Raw genomic sequence first — 19,497 nt, 5'->3', positions numbered from 1 at the left:
GTAGTGTTTTAAAAGTTAGAATCCGACGGTAAGATTTAAGCCAAATGAACGTACAGAGGGCAATGCGCCGCCTTCGAGGCCCTGGATATTGGAGTCGGAGTTGATGATGTTAGACGGATCGACATTGGGTGCATTAGAGTGGATGAGCCAAAGGTTACGTCCATAGAAGGTAAGCCTGGCGTTCCTTGCCTTGATGACATTGGCCCATTTTTCGGGTAATTCATATCCGAGGCGCACCTCTCTGAGGTAGAGGAACCCGGCATCGTATACATCGGCGGCATTGGCTTTAAGGCCGAAGTTATTCTTGAAGTGATCTGCTGCACTAATTCTAACCGTGTTGGTGGCACCGCCTTCGGTTACACCTGGCGCTATGACACCTGTTTCCCTGATGTTATCGGCAGCTGTTTCGTAAAGAATGCCTGATGCTTTGCCGTACATATTTGTATAGGAGAAGAAGCTTCCGCCTTTCTGGAAATCGAGCAAGGCGCTCAATGAAATGCCTTTGAATGAGAAGCTATTGCTTATACCGCCTACGAAGTCGGGTTGTGTAGTACCCAATACTTTTGTAGCATCCGATGCAAGGTAATGGCCGGTTTCATCGACCACTTTGTTCCCGTAATTATCATAGATATAATCGGTACCGGTAAGCATAAACAGCGGCTGGCCAACGATGGCAACTGCAGAAACAGAGTTACGTCTTCTTTCGGTACCCACTACATACCTGTCGACACCCGGGTTATTCGGGAAGTTCAATTCGAGCAGGCGGCTGCGGTTCATTGCGAAGTTGGCGCCTATGTTCCAGGTAAAGCCATTTTTTAGTTCAAGCGGCGTGGCAGAGAATTCCAGTTCAAGACCCCGGGTGCGTGATTTGCCTATATTTGCGAAATAAGAGCTATAACCACTTGTTTGCGACACTTGCAGCGGAACGATGAGATCGTTTGTAATCCTGTTGTAAACAGTGATATCGAGGCCGATGCGGTTGTTGAGGAATTTAAGTTCCAGGCCGGCTTCTGTTTCGGTGCTTCTTTCCGGTTTAAGGCCCGGGTTGGCGAGGGCGGCATCTTTGCCTATGGTTGGGTCGCTGCCAAACATTCCGGGTACATTAAAGGCAGGATAAATGCGATAAGGATCGGTGTCGCTGCCTATTTGCGCAACGCTGGCGCGGGCTTTACCGAATGACAGCCATTTCCATTTCAGCCAGTCGGAGAAGACAGCAGAGAGAGAAGCTGACGGGTAGAAATAGGAGTTATTACCGGGGCCGAGTGTTGAAGACCAGTCGTTACGACCAGTTATTTCGAGGAAGACCGTGTTATCGTAACCGAAGACCGCGTCGCCAAAGACAGACTGAATTTCTTTTTTATAAAGGAACGGTGTATAGGTAACCCTTCCGAGGGCATTGCGATAGTTGTAAACATCTCTCACGATGAGGCCTGTGAAGGAGCCTGTATTAATTTCATCGCGCTGCTGCATGAGGTTAGCACCTGCGGAGGCGTTCAGGCTTATTTTCCTGCTAAGGTCTTTTTTTGCATTGGCCATTACCAGGTAGTTCAATTCCCTGAAGGTACGATCGGTACGGTTGTAGCCGCCAGTCTGGTAATCTTTTGGAAGACGTTCTTCCATAGTGGTACTAAACTGATCCATGAACACTTTTGCGGAGAAGTTTAACCAGTCTGTTGCTTTTACCTCGAAGCCGGCGAGGCCGAACAGGCGGTCGCGGTTATCGGTCTGGTAGTTTTTATTTACCGCCCAGTAGGGAGATGTAGCTGAAGTAGGTGTTGGGTCGGCGAAGGATTTCCTGTTCCAGCTCACCTGTGAGCCATCTGCAAACTGATAGAAGCGGAGCTTATCGAGTTCCAGCTGGCGCTGGCCGTACATTGTAAAATACTGGGTGAAGTTTGTTCCTGAGAAACCAGTACCTGGCCGGCCTCTTGCATCCTGATAGGAGTAGTTGGCGCTGGCAACTGCTGTAATTTCATCGGTTACTTTATACGTACCATTGAAGCCTATGTTATTACGCTGGAGTTTAGCTTCGGGCACCATAAACCTTTGCGAAAGGTTGCTATAGGAAAGCCGGAAGGTGCCTTTATCGGAACCGCCGCTGATGCTGATGCTGTTTGTAAGCGTAAGCCCTGTGCGGTAAAAGTCTTTGAGGTTATCGGGCTGTGGCGACCAGGTGGTGGTTTGGCCGAAGAAAGGATTGTTCTTGTTTCTATCGAAAGAATAGTAGGGTCTTACAATCTGTCCGTTCAAAGCGGGCCCCCATGATTCGTCGACGGCAAACTGTGGCATTAAATCGTAGCGGCCGAGGACGGGATCGGAATAGGTTGCTGCGCCTTCGCTGAGGAACTGTTCGGGATTTTTGTTATACCAGAGCGTATCGAAGCCACTGCCTACGAAATTGGGGTCGGTGGTATTGGCACCGCCGGCACCATACCTATTCTGGTATTTAGGCAGCACATATACCTTATCGGTTTGCGCGTTGATGCTATACGTGATACCCAGTTTACCGGATACGGTTCCTTTTTTTGTTGTTACCAGCACCACACCGTTGGAGCCTCGAGAGCCGTATAATGCAGTAGCAGCAGCCCCTTTGAGCACCGAGATCTGTTCGATATCGTCGGGGTTGATGTCCTGAATTGGGCTACCGTAATCGTAGCCGCCCCCTCCTATCTGCTGGTTATAGCTGGCGGAAGGGTTATTGTTGCCCATGAAGATACCATCAACTACAAAGAGGGCATTGTTGTTACCTGTAATAGATTTGGCGCCACGGATGACCACTTTTGAGGAGCCTCCCATGGAGCCTGAGTTGCCATTGATCTGTACGCCGGCGAGCTTACCTTGCAGGGCATTTACGAAATTCTGTTCTTTGGCCACCTGAACGGCTTCGCCTTTTACTTCCTGGATAGCATATCCCACTGCACGTCCCTTTTTGGATACGCCCAGGGCGGTTACCTTCACTTCCTGCAGCTGTCGGCCTGATTTGGCGCTTAACTGAACATCGAGCGGTTTTGTTGCGGAAACAAGCACCACGTCTTTATCGGAGTAGCCTACGGCTGAGAACTTAACGGTAGCGCCTGTTTTGAAAGGTATGCGGAAACTGCCGTCTTCGCCGCCGTTATAGGTGGCGCCGCTTGCAAATGCAATAGTTGCAAATGAAACAGGTTTACCGGACATATCAATGACCTTACCGGTGAGGAAGACTGTATCACGAACGGCCGATGAGTCGACCGGAGGCGCTGTTGTTGCGGTATCGGGCCTGGCAGCAGCTGTTGCAGCGGAGTCGGGCTTACCCGGCGTAGTTGTTGGGGCTGAATCCTTTACAGGAGCGGCCACTGTATCGGCTGGAACGGGCGCCGCTACCGAGTCGTGAGCCGGCGTTACAGGTTTTGTTGTATCTTTTGCGGCTTCGGCGGATATTTCCTTTATGTTGAACTTATTGTTTTCGGCGAACTGCACCTGAAAATTGGTGAATGCGGGTACTTTCACTGCGCCCAACTGTGTTCCCTGGAATAGGATGAGGATAGAATCTTCCACGTTTACCTTTAAAGAGAACTTACCGTCTTCGGATGTAGTAGCAGAAGATCCCAGCATTTTGGACTGCAGCGTATAATCGCGCTGTGGAGAGCCGTCGAGCCCCAACAGGCGTGCATTAATGGTTTTAGAAGCATCCTGCGCATGAGTGAACATCGCAAACAACAAGAGTGCAAAGCTGGCGACAAGCCGGTGTAAAGTTTTTCCAGGCATGGTGTATTAGATAGAGCGTGAAGAAATGATCTTCCCCCATTCTCCAAAAACATTGCCAAAAAGACTAATGTCTGCACGCCGGGTTGTGTGAACCGGTTATAAAAGCGGCCTCCTGCTTTGTGTCGTATAGGCTGAAAGTACTAGTCGAGACGCTGGTTGATCTTGTCGTCTATAAGCCTGAAAAGGTGTTCTGGTTTATAGACACGCCAGTCGGGCAGTTCCATCAATTCTATGAAGTAGTGTAATTTTCTTTTCCTGAAATCCTGCTGTGAAGCTTGGGGCATATTCAGCAGGACAATCCATCCGCTTTCGTCTGTGACTTCATCGAACCATTCCTGGTAGTAGTCTTTATCGCCGCTGTGGTAGTTGAGGACATTTTCTGCGATGAAGATATATTTAAAGATACCGTCGGCTTCGAGTTTATCGACGATATCCCTTTTGAGCGTCATGATATCATTTTCTATGGCGTCGTTCCATTCACCGATGAGTTCAATTATTGCAAATTGTTGTTCATAATCCACATAGAGGATCTTCATGTAGAGCGTGCGGCTGCCAAATTCATCCCATTGGGGATGGATATAGTAGTTGTAAACGGTTTGAGAGAATTCGAATTCGCTATAGGTACGGCCATAGAAGGGTGAGCGGACATCGTCTTCTGCTGTATACAGGTGTCTCCAGTTAAAAAATGGCTCTATATCATGCATATTTTCAAAGTTAGGCAAACGGCTGCGCATAAAAAAAAGCGGCGCGTTAATAGCGCCGCTTCTGTTTTCTAAGCCAAGCTAGTAATTAACTCCTGTCTGTTAACCTATCCTGTTTTCTATAATAGAACGATCTATTTCTTCTTCAAGGCGGTGTTTTTCCTGGATCTTCTTAAGAGATTTACCGTATGCGAGTTTGGTGATGAGAACAAACAATACGGGCACTACGAAGATGGCGAGGGAGCTAGCCGCGACCATACCACCTGCCACGGTCCAACCGATAGTTTTACGGGATTCGGCGGCGGCACCACTTGCAAACGCGAGCGGTAACACGCCGAGGATGAATGCAAGGGAGGTCATGATGATGGGTCGCAGACGCAACTGAACGGCCTGCAGGGTAGCGTGTGTAATATCGATACCCTTATCCACCCTTTCTTTCGCGAATTCGACGATCAGGATGGCGTTTTTGGCGGCCAGACCGATCAGTGTGATCAAGCCGATCTGTGCGTATACGTTATTGGTCAAGTTAGGCAGGAAGGTGAGCGTTAAGATAGAACCAAACGCGCCTACCGGCACCGCGAATAATACGGAGAATGGTATTGACCAGCTTTCGTACAGCGCTGCCAGGAACAGGAATACGAAGACGATAGAGATAGCGAAGATCATACCTGTACTGCTACCTGCCTTGATCTCCTCGCGGCTCATACCTGAGAATTCATAGCCATAACCTGCGGGTAAAACCTGCGCGGCCACTTCTTTCAGGGCTTCGATTGCCTGGCCGCTACTATAACCTGGTTTAGGCACACCGTTGATTTCAACAGACCTGTAGATATTATAGTGTGAGATCACCGCCGGGTTTTCGACCAGTTTGGTGGTCACCAATGAGCTCATTGGGATCATATTACCTTCCCTGTTGCGTACATAGAAGTTCTGCAGGTTATCGAGATTAGAACGGAAAGAGCTATCGGCCTGGGCCATCACGCGGAAGTTACGGCCATAGAGGTTAAAGTCGTTCACGTAGCTACTACCCAGCATGGTGCTCATGGTGCTATAGACATCGGAGAGCGCCACGCCCAGTTTTTTAGCAGCATCCCTGTTCACATCGACACGGTAGTTTGGTGTTTTTGTGGAGAAGAAGGTATAAGCCATACCAATTTCCGGGCGCTGGAATAAGGCGCCGATAAATTTCTGGGATACTTTTTCGAATTCCTGGATATTATCGGTACTTGTTGTTTGCTGTAATTCGAAGGTGAAACCTGAGGTTTGACCGAGACCCGGGATGGCTGGCGGTGCAATTACCAGGATCCTGGCTTCTTTGATATCGGCTGTACGTTTCCGTATTTCCGCAATTACACCATTGAGCTGGTCTTCCTTCGCCTCACGTTTGCTCCATGGTTTCAGGTTTACGAACAGCGTACCGAGGTTAGATTTGTTAGAGAAGCTGATGATGTTAAGACCAGCCAGCCCTCCGACAACGTTCACCGCAGGTATTGCCTGTACCCTTCCCATGATCTCCTTGATCATTTCCACGCTGCGTGTGGTAGAAGTACCTTCGGGCATTTCATATGATACGAATAAACGGCCTTCATCTTCAGAGGGGATGAATCCTGTAGGTTTTGCTTTAAAGAGGAAGAACAGACCTACGAAGAGGCAGACCATCATTACCAGGACATAAGGAGTAGCCCTGATCCATTTTGCCACGCCTCTTGTATAGGAGTGAGAAACTCTTTCGAACCACCTGTTAAAGCCGGCAAAGAACCTCTCCATGATATTCTTTTTCTCATTCTCACCTTTAGAGGGTTTGAGCATGATAGAACAAAGCGCCGGGGTAAGTGACAAGGCCACAAAAGCCGAGATGATCACCGACACCGCGATAGTGATCGCAAACTGCTGGTACAGGCGGCCTACGATACCGGGGACGAAGCTTACGGGAACGAATACCGCTGCGAGGATCAGCGCGATAGCGACCACAGGGCCGGAGATATCGCGCATCGCCTTTTGTGTTGCTTCTTTGGGCGATAGCTTTTCATGGTCTATATAGTGCTGCACCGCTTCGACGACCACAATGGCGTCATCCACCACGATACCGATCGCCAATACGAAGGCAAAGAGAGTAAGGGTGTTAATGGTGAAGCCGAACGGAATAAAGAAGATAAAGGTACCTATCAACGATACCGGGATAGCCAGTACGGGGATAAGTGTTGCGCGCCAGTTCTGCAGGAACAGGAACACCACGAGGATCACCAGCAAGAGGGCTTCTACCAGGGTATGTAATACTTCATCGATAGAAACGTCAACCACGGTTGCTGTTTCCAGCGGAACGAGGTAGTCAACGTCTTTAGGGAAGGTTTTCTTCATTTCGGCCAGTGCTTTCTGGATACCCTTGTAGGTATCGAGGGCGTTAGCGCCGGGGGCCTGGTAGATGAGGATGAAGGGTCCTGGTTTACCATTCACGAAGGAGTTGATACCATAGTCGAATTTACCCAATTCGACACGGGCAACGTCTTTCAGGCGTACGATACTACCGTCGGCAGGGTTGCTGCGCACGATGATATCGTCGAACTGTTCTTTTGTATTCAGGCGGCTGTTGGTAAGCACGCTGTATTCAAAGCTTTGCGTTCCGGGCTGTGGGTTACCGCCGATAGTACCGGCAGCCACCTGCAGGTTCTGTTCAGTAAGGGCTGCCATAACATCGGTGGTTGTAAGGCTAAGGTTCGCCAGTTTTTTAGGATCGAACCAAACCCTCATACCGAAGTCATCGGCGCGGGTGAAGATATCACCTACCCCTTTAACCCTTAACAACGCGTCTTTTACGTAGATGTTGGCGTAGTTACCCAGGAAGGTGGCGTCGTGCGTACCATTTGGAGAGTACAGCGCGAGGGCCATCATGATACTGGGGTTTCTTTTACGGGTAGTTAAGCCGAGACGTTTTACCGCATCGGGCAGTGTAGGCTGTGCCACGCTCACCCTGTTCTGTACGTCGAGGGTAGCGATATCGATATTAGTACCTACTTCGAAGTTAACCGTAATGCTACTTTGGCCGCTACTGGTACTGTTACTGGACATATAGGTCATGCCCGGGGTACCGTTCACCTGCGTTTCAATGGCAGTGGTAGTGGTTTGTTCTACCGTTTCGGCATCGGCGCCGGTAAAGTTACCGGTGATGGAAACGGTTGGCGGAGTAATATCGGGGTATTGTGCGATGGGCAGGGTGAGCATTGAGATAATACCTACCAGCACAATCACAATGGATATTACGATGGCCGTTACTGGCCGTTTTATAAAAGTATCTGCTATCATTGTTCGCTTGCTTTCTTGATCTTATAATCTCTCCTCTTACTTTTTGGGTGCTGCTGCTCCGGGAGCTCCGGGCTGCTGCGGCGCCTGTGTAGTGTAAACAGCACCATCACGCAGGTTCTGTACACCTTGGACTACAACCGTTTCGCCTTCTTTCAGGCCTTCCTGGATCACGACGTCGGTTCCGAGTTGTTTACCCAGCACCACTTTACGCTGTGACACCTTGCTGCTGTCGGCTGTAACGTATACAAAGAATTCGCCGAGCTGCTCCGTTACCGCTTTAAACGGAATAACAACAGACTTAGCAGCGGTATTGGACTGTACGCGTACGGTTGTGTTCATACCTGATTTAAGCAAGCCTTTGCTATTAGGGAACACCAACCGTGTTTTAAGCGTACCGGTTTGAGGATCAACTGCGCGATCGATGGTATAAATGCTCCCGGGGAAAGGATACACGTCGTTACCGAAAGCGAGTGTAAAGACAGAGTCTTTTCCTTTCGTTCCTTTCTGCTGGAGTTGGGAGAAACGATAGATATCTTTCTGATCGATGGTGAAGTCGACCGCGATAGGATCGTCGGTAGACACGGTATTGAGGACAGAGGAGCCTGCTACTACAGAAGCGCCTGTTCTAACCTGGGAGATACCGATAGTACCATCAAAAGGAGCGTAGATAGTAGCAAAACGCACGTTAGACTGCACGCTTTGTACGTTTGCTTTTGCGGCAGCCAGTTGTTTTTTGGCGGCTTCGAGTGCGGCATCGGCATAGTCGACCTGTTGTTTAGCTATCGCGTCCTTTTTATCAAGTTCGTGGTAGCGGTCGGCATCTTTCTGCGCCTTAACGAGGTTGGTTTCCTGTACTGCCACGTTCGCCAGCGCCTGCTGGTAGTTGGCGGAGTACACCTGTTCGTCGATCGTATAGAGTTTTTGACCTTTTCTGACTTTAGCACCATCCTGGAAGAAAATACCTGTGATGTAACCAGTCACCTGCGGACGCAGTTCAACCTGCTTCAGCGGCGTAACTGTACCGGGATACAAATCGTGGTAAACCGCGTCTGTAGTAGTTACCGGAGTGACGGTAACAGGCACAGCGGCCGGAGCCTGCTGTTGTTGCTGCTGCTGTTTGCTACCGCAAGCAGCGAGTGTGAGTAAAAAGGCAACGCCTGTATAGTTTCTAATCGTGTTAAACAACATTGTATCTTGATTTTGAATGGTATTAATTAATTTGACCCAGGGCTCTCTGAACATCTACCTTGCTGGCAAGTACCTGGTATAATGCGTTGTAATAGTTAATACGCGCTGTACGCAGATCGGATTCGGAGGTAATTACTTCCAGGTAAGTTTTCACACCTGACCTGTATTGCAGCTGTATTACGTCGTACACTTCCTGAGCGAGATCGAGGTTTTCTTTTAATGCGTCGTAGTTGGCAAGGTTGGCTTTATAAGTAGCCAATGCCTGTGCAAACTGAGAATTTACGCTATTTTTCAGATTTGTGATATCCCAGTTGGTACGTGTCAGTTGCCATTCAGCCTGGCGAATCCTTGCTGTTCTTTTGCCGCCCTGGAAAATAGGGAAACCAACCGTTACATTGGCGAAAGAGTTAGGCAGGTTGTTGCTATACAGTTTGTTGAAGTTATCGTTCTGATAGCTGAGGTTATAGGCACCATTAAGCGTAACAGTAGGGATAAAGCTCCATTTTTCGTATTTAACGCTGGCTTCCAGCAGTTTTCGCTGTGTTTGCAATTGTTGATATTCGATACGTGCATCGGGGCTAGCCTGTTGCAGGGTATCCATTGCAATTTCGCGTTCCATCTGAAGGCTGTCGTACACGATATTCAGTGTTCCGGAGACCGGATAGCCCATCAACTGTTTGAGGTATTCTTCTTTTGCGTCGAGCAGCGCGCGGTTTGTTTTGACGCTGGCCTTTGCGTTATTCAAAGCGATAGTAGCGCGTTTGTAATCGGTTTTATCGGTTACACCTGCCTGGTACTGATCGAAAGCTGTTTGCATGCTTTTATCCAGCCTGATGATATCCTGTTCGCTCACTTTGATCTGCTCTTTTGTGGCGAGGACATCGTAGAAAGCTTTGCTGACGTTAACAGTGACATCGATCTTGTTAGCGGTGACAGCCTGGCGCGCCTGTAAACGGACATCACCCCTGGTACGGGCTGCCAATAATACATCGCGGTTGAAAACGCTTTGTGAGAGGGTAAACTGACCTCCGGAGGTGTTATGTACGCCCAATTGGATGGGATTGCCACCAATTACGTTAATAGGCACCTGGAAGTTATGCTGCAGGGAGTAGTTGAAATTCACCTGCGGATACCAGTCGGCCAGTTTTGTTTTAATTGTTTCTTCGGTGATCTTTTCGTCGATAAGGGCCTGTTGAGCGGAGGGTTGATGCGTGAGTGCGTATTGAATCACGTTTGCCAGGGTTGCTTCCTGCAACAGGGAGTCACCTGTGTGCTGGGCCAGCAAGGGCATGCTGAAGCAACCTGCGATCATACAACCAACCGTATACATGAGTCGTTTCATAAATCAATCTATAAATGTTAAAAAGGTTATTACCTGTACCCCGATCGTCCACTTTTGGCTGTAAGCGGCTGAAAGAGAGCAGGTAAGCGGCAAGAAATCATTAAATCACTGAAATTGAAGGCAAAGGTAAAGGGATTGCGCAAGATAAATCAAACGTTTGTTTAAGAAAATTTTGCACATCGGTTGATTTTCGGTGATTACCTATTATTTTTCAGTGTGTTAGCTTCAATTGTGCCATAAAAAGAAATGGGTTGTTTATTGGTGCTGGTTACCTGGAGGGTTGTATAGCCATTAGTAGTTATTGTAAAGTTAAGAATCTGAATATCAGGCACATCCTCAGGTTTAACTACCAACTCCCACCCTCCCCTGCGTCGCTGCTGCAGTTTTTGTGAAAATTTTGTTGATGTGAATTTTATGCCACCCTGGGATGGGTCCATGGGGGCGGTGAAAGCCCTTCCGAAATATGGGAGAAAGGCGACGATGGTGTCTTTAGAGACCTTTACTTCGTATTCGAAGGTAAGATTAATAATGCGGCCATTTAACGGGGTAGCCGTTTGTGCACGGAATAAGAAGTTGTTGTTATTGACCAGGGCAGCCGTGGTATTGGATTGTGTTCCGTTACCATTTTGACGTGTGGATCCGCAGCCAGCCGATAGCAGGAGGACCAGGACCAGGGGAAGCATTGTTTTCATAGTAAGTTAAGGTTACAGAGATCTTAAAGTTACGCGACACGGGGTATAGGTTAAAATAAATTTGTTGAATCGTTTAAACTGATTATTTTTGGTATCAAACAGGTTGCCTGGGCATATGAAAAAAGTATCATTAAAAGATGTTGCTGCGAAAGCCGGTGTATCGACTACCCTGGTATCATATGTTCTAAACGGCAAGCAAAGCAACCGGATCAACAGTGAAACTGCCGAGAAAATAAAAAGTGCGGCCAAGGCACTTCATTATTCCCCCAATTACCTTGCAAGAAGCCTGAAAAGCAACCGGACTTTTCTACTGGGTCTTATCCTTGCAGACATATCCAACCCATTTTTTTCGCGGCTGGCGCGTATTATCAGTGATGAAGCGGAAGCCCTGGGTTATTCGCTCCTGATAGGCAGTTCGGATGAAAGCATATACAAGTTCGAGCGGCTTGCCAGCCAGTTTTTTTCCAGGCAGGTTGACGGTCTTATCATTGCGCCGCCGGCTGGTTCAGCAGCGATGCTGGAACTTTTGCTGGATAGTTCGACGCCATTCGTACTGGTAGACCGTTATTTTCCGGGTGTTGGTGCAGATAGTGTATGCGTCGACAATTTTGGGGCGGCTTCAAAGGCTGCTGCCTATTTTCTCCGTGAAGCGCGCCTCAAGATGGCCATTATCACTTATGATTCAGGATTACAGCATATAGAGGACCGCGTGCAGGGTGCGATCGTAACCTGGGAGCAGTACCGGCCTATGCACAGCTTTACGGCAGTGGTTTACCGGCTGCATGAAAGCGACCTGGAAAGTGAGATGCAACGTATTATGGATCATGCGCTGGCCGATGATGCCGATGCCTTCTTTTTTACATCGAACAAGATAGGCGTAGCAGGTGTACGGCAGCTGGTGAGGCGTAACATCAGCATACCCGATATGGCATCGGTGGTGTTGTTTGATGAAAGTGAGGCGTTCGAGTTTTTCCCCTATCCTATTCCTTACCTGCGACAGCCGCTGGAGGATATAGGACGCAGCGCTGTGGATGTTATGCTGAAACGGGTAAACGCGGAAAAGAATGAGCAGCAGGCCGTGCAGCAACTGCAGTTGCCTGTGGCGTGGGTTGCTACCAATGAACAGTAATAAATTTTTTTCTCATATTGTTGAAACGTTTAAACAGCCATTTATGAATGCGAATCCGATAACGATAACTTGTTTTGGGGAAGTTTTATGGGATATTTTCCCCACAGGCCGGAAAGCCGGTGGTGCTCCTTTCAATGTAGCCTACCATCTGAACAAGCTGGGCGTAAGGGCCCAAATGATCACCCGGCTGGGGAATGACGAGCCGGGCAACACCCTTTACAAACTCATTACCGATTGGGGGGTAGCCCTGCCAACCCACTGGCAGCATAGCCACGCCCGTACCGGAACCGTTATAGCCACCATTGACGAGCATAACGAAGCCCATTACGCCATAACAGAAGATGTAGCATGGGATTATATTTCAACATCACAGGAAGATATTGCCGTGGCTGCTGCATCGGACGTATTTGTTTATGGCAGCCTGGCAGCACGCGGTCTTGAAAGTCGCCATGCTATTTTCGAGTTATTGGAGGCGGCTCCGTTCAAGGTATTCGACATCAACCTCAGGCCACCCTATTACGATGGCCAGCTACTGGCAAGCCTGCTCAAGCATGCCGATTGCGTTAAACTTAACAAAGCAGAGCTGCGCATCATCCTGTCTATTTTCGGCCGTGAATACGAGTCTGAAGTTGCCGGCCTGCAATTCCTGGAAGAGCAGTTTGATATACATGAGTTATTGCTTACGAAGGGAAGCAAAGGAGCCGTTTGTTGTAGTGGCGGCAACTGGTATGAATGTAATGCCCTACCTGTAACGGTAAAGGATACGGTAGGAAGCGGCGACTCCTTCCTGGCGGCCTACCTGGTTTCCAGATGTTCCGGTAATACTGTAGAAGATATGCTGTTCGATGCCGCGGCTATGGGTGCTTTTGTAACTACACAAGAAGGCGCTTGCCCCGACTACACCCCAGCAACGTTCGAGCAGTTCAAGCAGGCAGCCAAGCCATTCTTTCGTGTTCAGCAAGGCACCTCTCTGCAGCCCTTCACCCCATTACGTACTTCATTGTAAACCTGCCATAACAGAAGTCATGATAAATATTGCCCCTACCTCATCTGCCAGCAGCGAGCGTATTACTGCTGAAGCACCTGCTACAACAAGCCATTCAGGCAAGGCTTATCTATTGCCATTGGTACTTATTACCAGTCTTTTCTTTCTCTGGGGAATGGCGAACAACCTGAATGATATACTTATCAAACAATTCAAGAAATCTTTTTCGCTTAACGATTTTCAATCGGGGCTGGTACAGTCTGCGTTTTACCTGGGTTATTTTGTATTTGCGCTGCCTGCTTCGTACGTGATGAAAAAGCGTGGTTATAAAAGCGGCATCATCAGCGGGCTTTTATTATACGCGGCAGGCGCCTTGTTGTTTGTGCCTGCGGCCAAAGCGCATTCGTACACCTTTTTTCTTTTTGCGTTGTTTGTTATAGCGAGCGGACTGGCTTTCCTGGAAACGGCCGCCAATCCTTACGTAGCTGTATTGGGCAAGCCTGAAACTGCCAGTTTCCGTTTAAACCTTGCGCAGGCTTTCAACCCCATAGGCTGTATTACCGGCATTGTAGTAGGTCAGCAGCTCATTTTTTCCGGTATCGAATACACTCCTGAACAAATAGGCCATATGGATGCAGCGGTACTGGACACCTATTACAGATCGGAAACGGCAGCTGTAGCGCCGCCCTATTTATGTATAGGCATTGTGGTATTGTTATTTGCCCTATTGTTTGCTGTTACCCGCTTCCCGGCGCTTAAAGAACCAGAGGAAACCACACCGGGAACAGAAGACATGCAAATGAAACCGCTGAAAGGCGGGCTGCCTGGAATAAAACAGTTGCGGATGGCAGTGATAGCCCAGTTCTTTTGTGTAGGAGCGCAGGTATGTATGTGGAGTTACCTGATCCGTTATGTGCAGCATGTAGCGCCCTCAGTTACGGAAAAGCAGGCAGCCAACTACCTGATATTATCACTGGTATTATTTGCGGCAGGCCGTTTTACGGGGACTGTGTTACTGAAAAAATTCAAAGATCATGTACTGCTGTTTTCATATGCCCTGATTAGTATGGCGCTTGTGATAGCCGGGATTTTATTGCCTGGCAGTATAGGTATTGCTGCTTTTGTAGCCACCAGCTTTTTCATGTCGATCATGTATCCTACCATTTTCACATTGGGTATTGCCGGCCTTGGGGCAAGAGCCAAAATGGCTTCTTCGGTGATTGTAATGGCCATTATAGGCGGTGCTATACTCACGATGATCATGGGCCGCGTATCGGATATGACAGGAATTACGGGTGCCTTTTGTGTGCCTATGCTGGCCTTTGCCGTAGTGGCCTGGTACGGATGGAAGTGCAAATAATAACGTAATGCTATATGAAAATAAATAACTGTTATGCGCCGTTTTTATTGCTGCTGGTGGCGCCTCCTGTTTATAGCCAGATCATTATTACCAACAAGCAATTCTCTATGGGAACTACAGGCCGTATTGGTGCGGGCATATCGCCATCGATCCCCGGCCTTACCGGCCGGCAACTGAACCTGAACGGACAGGGATCACTGGGCAGCCGTTTAGAGCAGGGCGATTATGTAGATCTATTGCCTTCTTTTCATTTCCGTGCAGTGAATGCGGATAACGACAGTACAAAAATTGATTTCCAGGCGCGGCTCGCTTATTATTCCACACAAGGAACGAACCTGGGGAATGTAAATTCACGGTCTGTGGGTGGAACAGTATCAAGTTTGCCTGAAGCCTTTGCAGAGGTGCGGAATATAGTGGGCAGTCAGTGGAGCGCCTGGGCAGGGGCGCGGTATATGCGCTACGATGACATACATATCTGCGACTATTTTTATTTCGACGATCACTCAACCACGGGTTTTGGTGTTAAATACCGCAACACATCCTTCTCCATGTATTTTCCCTCGGTGATAGATACCACATCGCGGGGTACGCTTCCTTATTCTTACTCGAACATCATTACGGGAGGGGGCGGTTTTACTTACCGGCAGCGCGAAATAGCCGTATTAGAGCATGAGATCAAAAGGTGGCAGGGGCATACCATAAAGCTGCTTGCGGAATATCATTATGTAGCTTCATCGGGCCGGGATGCGCTTCCTTATTATCCTACAGATCAGGGCTGGGTAGCAGGCATAAAATGGACCTCGCCGGTGCGCACACTTCGCAAAGGTTCTTTCAACCAGCTATCGGTGCGTTACGGCAGTGGCGTTGCCAACGGCGGAGACAATGGCAGTACGCAAACATGGCTTACATTTGGCGCACCCGATCCTGTAACACAACGTTATACCGGCGCTTATTCGCTTACCGCGGTAGAGCATGTATTACTAAACCTATCTTCGCGTCTAAGTTTAAACGGATATTCAGTTTTCACCCGGAGCAAGGGTGGTGGCAGCGCCAGTGGCGAAGCCAAGGACTACTATAACCGGACGGTGACGAATTTCAAACGAGACTGGGTAAGCGGGGTAAGGGCTATAGGTTATGTCACCAACTGGTTTCATATCATCAGTGAGCTGCATTACGCGGAACGAACAGACGGGAATAATCCTAAGGCCACCATGCTCAAATGGGTGCTGGCTCCTACCCTGGTACCAACGGCAGCGCGCGATCCCTGGGCGAGGCCTCATATACGACTGATCTTTTCTTTAGCACGTTATAATACCTATGCCATGGAACATGCCTATTCGCCTTTTCTCTCGTATGCGGGCAACAAAAGGTGGGGCAGTTACCTGGGTGTAAGAGCAGAGTGGTGGATCTTTTAAATAAAAAAAATGGAAAAAATAAAATTTGGCGCATCGTTGCTTAGCTGGACTTTACCCGCGTGGGAAGCTTCGGCAGGCAAATATGCCATTGAACAGACAGCTGCCTATGGTTTTGATGTACTGGAAATACTACTTCCGCCATCAATGGCTATAGATACTGCAACGGTAAGGCAGCAATTGAAACAGCACCGGTTACAGCCGGTATGTTCCTTTAACCTTCCCTCCTATGCGCATATTCCCACTCACCCTAAAGAAGCCTTAGCGCTAATGACAGCTGCCGTGCAGAAAACCGCGGAGCTGGAAGCCCGGCTGCTGGGTGGCGTGTTACACAGCGCTATCGGCGTATTTTCAGGGCACCCGCTGACAACAGCTGAGGAAGATATCATATGTGAAGTATGGTACCAATGTTCGCAGTATGCACAACGTTATGACATTACTATTGCCATAGAACCTATCAACCGTTACGAGAGTTATGTGTGCACCTGTGCGAGTGATGTGTTGCGGATGCTGCAAAAAGTTAATGCCTCCAATATGGGCCTGCACCTCGATACATTTCATATGAACATAGAAGAAGCGGGCTTTACAACACCTGTTATCGCTGCCGGTGAAAAACTAAAACATCTGCATATAACAGAAAGCGACCGGGGGATGCCCGGAGAAGGCAATGTTCACTGGGAAGATTTCTTCAAAGCTTTATCGGCCATCGACTACCGGGGAGCGCTGGTACTGGAAAACTTCTCCTCTTCTATCAATGGGATGGCAGCGGCTGTATCGTTATGGCGGGCATCGCCATATTCCGCGGAGGCGCTGGCTAAAGGGAGCTTAGCGTTTATGAAAGAGCAGGCTGCCCTTTATGGTTTGCTGTAAAGCTGCCTTCCGACATCCGGCAAAAGCCTGTAACCCGGCACGAACCATTTGACTATACTGGTATAACAAATACATGCAGCACCTGATGAAGCGTTCTTAACGTTTAACCAAGTGCTGCATGTAATTAAAATTATCAGAATGCGTAGTTAAGTGTTATAAGGTATTGCCTTGGGTTACCCGGGAACAGGCGGATATAATCGTATCCTCCTACCCAATGCTTTTTATTGGTAGCGTTATTGACGTTCAGCTGCAGTTGCATTTGCCCGAAATTGTAGTATACCGCTGCATTAACGAGTGTATATGCAGGAATGGTTTGATCGAGGCTGATGGAAAGCCCTCTTTCACCCACGTAATACACTCCCAACCCTGCGCCCAGGCCACTCAATGGTCCTTTGCGAATCATGTATTTGGTCCATAGGTTAGCCAGGTTACGCGGGGCATTGGGTTTCTGTCGGTTCTTTTCGGCATCGCTACCGGCAAGGATCCTGGCATCGTTATAAGCATAGGATGCCATAATACTCCAGGAAGAGGTAAGCTGCCCGGTAACATCAAATTCAATTCCTTCAGATCTTTCTTTTCCTATCTGCATCATAGAATCCGGGTTATTGGGATTATTGGCATTATACAGCGTGTTCTTTTGTTCTATCCTGTAAACCGCTGCGGAAGCCGACAGCCTGTTGTGCAGCCACGAGCTTTTAGCGCCGAATTCAGTCATATTACTTCTTAAAGGTTCGAAGGGGCCGCCTGCACTGGGGTTAGATAAAGTTGCCGCAGATTGGGGGTTATACCCTGTTACATAGGTACCGTACACATTGATATTTTCTGAAACGGTGTACACGGCTCCGAAACGCGGCAGTAATGCGGTGGAATTAGTTTTCGTTTGATTGGTAGCGAGATAGTTGGCAAAGTCGGTATAATGCTCATACCTGATGCCAAGCAGGAGCTGCAGGCGCCCGATACGCACCCTATCCTGCAAATAGCCAGCATGCAGGTAATAATACGTTGGTGCAAGAGTAGTATTGGTAAAGAATGCTTTGCTATCGTCCTGCATTTTCTGGGAGTTCACCACATCGTTGAGGTTAAAGGAGGGCACGTTGGGAACCAGCAGGCCGTCTTTCACCAGGAAGCGCTTGATATAAGCGGAAGGGTTTTGCGCATATTGCGCGGCATTAAAGGTAATGGCGGCATTGTTGGCGGCATTGCGGTATCCTGAAGCAGTGAGCTGGGAAGCGCCGGCAGGCGATAATTCGCTGCCGTAGTCGTATCCTGCGATCCAGTTATGTTCTATACTGCCGGTATTTATTTTAAAATCGGCATAGGCTGTAAGGTTACCAATATACCGATTACGTTTCCTGGCGAAGATTTGCATGGCTACGAGGTTGGAGACATCTTTACCCATCGTGTCTTTGGCATAGGCGTTGGCCCCCCGGTGTTCGTACAGATCTTCGTTGTAGCCGGTGCGGGAATAGGCGACATTAAAAGAAGCATTGTCGCCTAATTTGCGGCTGCCTGCTACCGTAATGGTATAAGTATTTTCATTCAGTTTATCGTTGGGAGTGGCCAGCGACAAGGATTGCGGGGTTGAGTTCAGATCGCCGTTTGCCAGGAGCGACTGGCCGCGGTCGAGGCGGCTGCGGGAGGCATTGTAAACGAGGTCTACGTTGATCCTGGTATTGGCATCGGGGATGAAGGATACAGAGGGGGCGACGACGATATTTTTATCGAACATGAGATCGCGGAAGGTGTTGGCGTCTTCATATCCCAGGTTAAGCCTGTATAACAGGGAGCTGTCTTTGTTGACAGGACCGGTAAAATCGGTCAGCACCCTGAAAGTATTGAAGCTACCCATTTGCAGGGTAATATTTTTACGTGATTCATTCAATGGCTTTTTGGTAACCCTGTTCACCACGCCTCCCGGACTTGCATTGCCATAAAGTGCCGAAGCAGGTCCTTTCAACACTTCTACCCGCTCGAGATAGTTGGTGAGCGGCTGTTTCCAGAAGCCGGTGCTGGTACGCATTCCATTCAACAATTGCGTATTGCTCTGGCCATTTACCCTGAAACCACGGATGGTAAGGTCGTCGTAACTTGTAAACTGGTTAACGCCACTGAAGTTTTTTACCACTTCACCGACACGAACATCGCCCTGGTCGAGCATGAGTTCTTTGGTGGCATAGGATACAGATTGAGGAAGGTCTTTAATGTTCATTCCGCCCTTGCTGCCGATATAGGTTTCGTTGAGCTTATACGCCTTCCTGCGATGGCCTGTAATTTCAACGCTTTGCAATTCGTTGGCCTGGCTGGCAAGATAGATATGAATAAACTGGTCTTTATCTTTTACCCGGATTTTTTGTTCATAGTTGGCAAATCCTGTGCGGCTTGCATAGAGCCTGTATTCGCCGGGCTGAATGTTGTGAAAGACAAAATCACCCTTTTCGCCGGAAACAACGGTGTAAACGGAAACGCCTTTCAGCACAACAGAGACGCCGGCGAGCGCTCTTTCGCCGTTATCGAAAATATCGCCACGTAATTCCGCCGTATGCTGGCTAAAACACCTGGTAATGGAAAAATAAAACAGCATCAAAAAAAGAAAAGTATTCCTGTATTGCATAAGTATGAAGAGTTGGGCCGCAAAGAAACGGCAGTGTCATTCATTGGTTTTATGCAATCAGGAAAAAGAATTTACGACATCAGGAAACAGTAACTATTATAAGTAATGATTTATCAGGCGAAAGCAGATTGGATATTTTATTTAAAGATAATATCTTATTTTC

The 19,497-nt window shown here is 48.4% G+C and carries 12 protein-coding genes; 5 read left to right on the top strand and 7 right to left on the bottom strand.

What is annotated here, in order from left to right; genetic code table 11:
- Positions 1-15 precede the first annotated feature (15 nt).
- The 6 genes from ESB13_RS03680 to ESB13_RS03655 form a co-directional block, all read right to left on the bottom strand.
- On the bottom strand, positions 16-3,744 hold the full coding sequence (locus tag ESB13_RS03680; RefSeq protein ID WP_129001673.1) for a SusC/RagA family TonB-linked outer membrane protein: 3,729 nt from the start codon (positions 3,742-3,744) through the stop codon (positions 16-18).
- A 140-nt stretch (positions 3,745-3,884) separates the two neighbouring features.
- A complete protein-coding gene (locus tag ESB13_RS03675) occupies positions 3,885-4,448 on the bottom strand; it encodes a hypothetical protein (protein WP_129001672.1) in 564 nt (187 codons plus the stop codon).
- Between the two features lie 99 nt (positions 4,449-4,547).
- Positions 4,548-7,745 carry an efflux RND transporter permease subunit gene (locus ESB13_RS03670; protein ID WP_129001671.1) on the bottom strand — a complete coding sequence of 1,066 codons (3,198 nt, stop codon included), beginning with the start codon at positions 7,743-7,745 and terminating at the stop codon, positions 4,548-4,550.
- 36 nt (positions 7,746-7,781) lie between these two features.
- Positions 7,782-8,933: an efflux RND transporter periplasmic adaptor subunit gene (locus ESB13_RS03665; protein ID WP_129001670.1), complete on the bottom strand. Its 1,152-nt coding sequence runs from the start codon at positions 8,931-8,933 to the stop codon at positions 7,782-7,784.
- A 22-nt stretch (positions 8,934-8,955) separates the two neighbouring features.
- A complete protein-coding gene (locus ESB13_RS03660) occupies positions 8,956-10,275 on the bottom strand; it encodes a TolC family protein (protein WP_129001669.1) in 1,320 nt (439 codons plus the stop codon).
- Between the two features lie 197 nt (positions 10,276-10,472).
- Positions 10,473-10,967 carry a DUF4251 domain-containing protein gene (locus tag ESB13_RS03655; protein WP_129001668.1) on the bottom strand — a complete coding sequence of 165 codons (495 nt, stop codon included), beginning with the start codon at positions 10,965-10,967 and terminating at the stop codon, positions 10,473-10,475.
- Positions 10,968-11,082: 115 nt separating this feature from the next.
- Here ESB13_RS03655 and ESB13_RS03650 point away from each other — a divergent pair, with 115 nt between their 5' ends.
- From ESB13_RS03650 to ESB13_RS03630, 5 genes are read left to right on the top strand one after another with little or no spacing between them, the layout of a single operon-like run.
- Positions 11,083-12,096 carry a LacI family DNA-binding transcriptional regulator gene (locus ESB13_RS03650; protein WP_129001667.1) on the top strand — a complete coding sequence of 338 codons (1,014 nt, stop codon included), beginning with the start codon at positions 11,083-11,085 and terminating at the stop codon, positions 12,094-12,096.
- A 43-nt stretch (positions 12,097-12,139) separates the two neighbouring features.
- Positions 12,140-13,102 (top strand): carbohydrate kinase family protein, encoded by a 963-nt coding sequence (locus ESB13_RS03645; protein WP_129001666.1) that lies wholly within the window; start codon positions 12,140-12,142, stop codon positions 13,100-13,102.
- 19 nt (positions 13,103-13,121) lie between these two features.
- Positions 13,122-14,441, top strand: coding sequence for an L-fucose:H+ symporter permease (fucP, locus tag ESB13_RS03640; protein WP_129001665.1), 1,320 nt, complete (start codon positions 13,122-13,124; stop codon positions 14,439-14,441).
- 14 nt (positions 14,442-14,455) lie between these two features.
- Positions 14,456-15,856 carry a carbohydrate porin gene (locus ESB13_RS03635; protein ID WP_129001664.1) on the top strand — a complete coding sequence of 467 codons (1,401 nt, stop codon included), beginning with the start codon at positions 14,456-14,458 and terminating at the stop codon, positions 15,854-15,856.
- Positions 15,857-15,865: 9 nt separating this feature from the next.
- A complete protein-coding gene (locus ESB13_RS03630; protein WP_129001663.1) occupies positions 15,866-16,723 on the top strand; it encodes a sugar phosphate isomerase/epimerase family protein in 858 nt (285 codons plus the stop codon).
- A 133-nt stretch (positions 16,724-16,856) separates the two neighbouring features.
- Here the strand turns inward: ESB13_RS03630 and ESB13_RS03625 are convergent, their stop codons facing one another.
- Entirely contained in the window at positions 16,857-19,334 is a 2,478-nt protein-coding gene (locus ESB13_RS03625; RefSeq protein ID WP_220399540.1) for a TonB-dependent siderophore receptor, read from the bottom strand.
- Between the last annotated feature and the right edge of the window lie 163 nt (positions 19,335-19,497).

The organism is Filimonas effusa (assembly GCF_004118675.1).
GTDB classification, from domain to species: Bacteria; Bacteroidota; Bacteroidia; order Chitinophagales; family Chitinophagaceae; genus Filimonas; species Filimonas effusa.
This window is presented reverse-complemented; position numbering and strand designations above follow the sequence as displayed.

What these genes read in the sequence shown, in the direction of transcription:
- ESB13_RS03680 (WP_129001673.1), bottom strand. Translation starts at nt 3,744, where the DNA reads ATGCCTGGAAAAACTTTACACCGGCTTGTCGCCAGCTTTGCACTCTTG.
- ESB13_RS03675 (WP_129001672.1), bottom strand. Translation starts at nt 4,448, where the DNA reads ATGCATGATATAGAGCCATTTTTTAACTGGAGACACCTGTATACAGCA.
- ESB13_RS03670 (WP_129001671.1), bottom strand. Translation starts at nt 7,745, where the DNA reads ATGATAGCAGATACTTTTATAAAACGGCCAGTAACGGCCATCGTAATA.
- ESB13_RS03665 (WP_129001670.1), bottom strand. Translation starts at nt 8,933, where the DNA reads ATGTTGTTTAACACGATTAGAAACTATACAGGCGTTGCCTTTTTACTC.
- ESB13_RS03660 (WP_129001669.1), bottom strand. Translation starts at nt 10,275, where the DNA reads ATGAAACGACTCATGTATACGGTTGGTTGTATGATCGCAGGTTGCTTC.
- ESB13_RS03655 (WP_129001668.1), bottom strand. Translation starts at nt 10,967, where the DNA reads ATGAAAACAATGCTTCCCCTGGTCCTGGTCCTCCTGCTATCGGCTGGC.
- ESB13_RS03650 (WP_129001667.1), top strand. Translation starts at nt 11,083, where the DNA reads ATGAAAAAAGTATCATTAAAAGATGTTGCTGCGAAAGCCGGTGTATCG.
- ESB13_RS03645 (WP_129001666.1), top strand. Translation starts at nt 12,140, where the DNA reads ATGAATGCGAATCCGATAACGATAACTTGTTTTGGGGAAGTTTTATGG.
- fucP (WP_129001665.1), top strand. Translation starts at nt 13,122, where the DNA reads ATGATAAATATTGCCCCTACCTCATCTGCCAGCAGCGAGCGTATTACT.
- ESB13_RS03635 (WP_129001664.1), top strand. Translation starts at nt 14,456, where the DNA reads ATGAAAATAAATAACTGTTATGCGCCGTTTTTATTGCTGCTGGTGGCG.
- ESB13_RS03630 (WP_129001663.1), top strand. Translation starts at nt 15,866, where the DNA reads ATGGAAAAAATAAAATTTGGCGCATCGTTGCTTAGCTGGACTTTACCC.
- ESB13_RS03625 (WP_220399540.1), bottom strand. Translation starts at nt 19,334, where the DNA reads ATGCAATACAGGAATACTTTTCTTTTTTTGATGCTGTTTTATTTTTCC.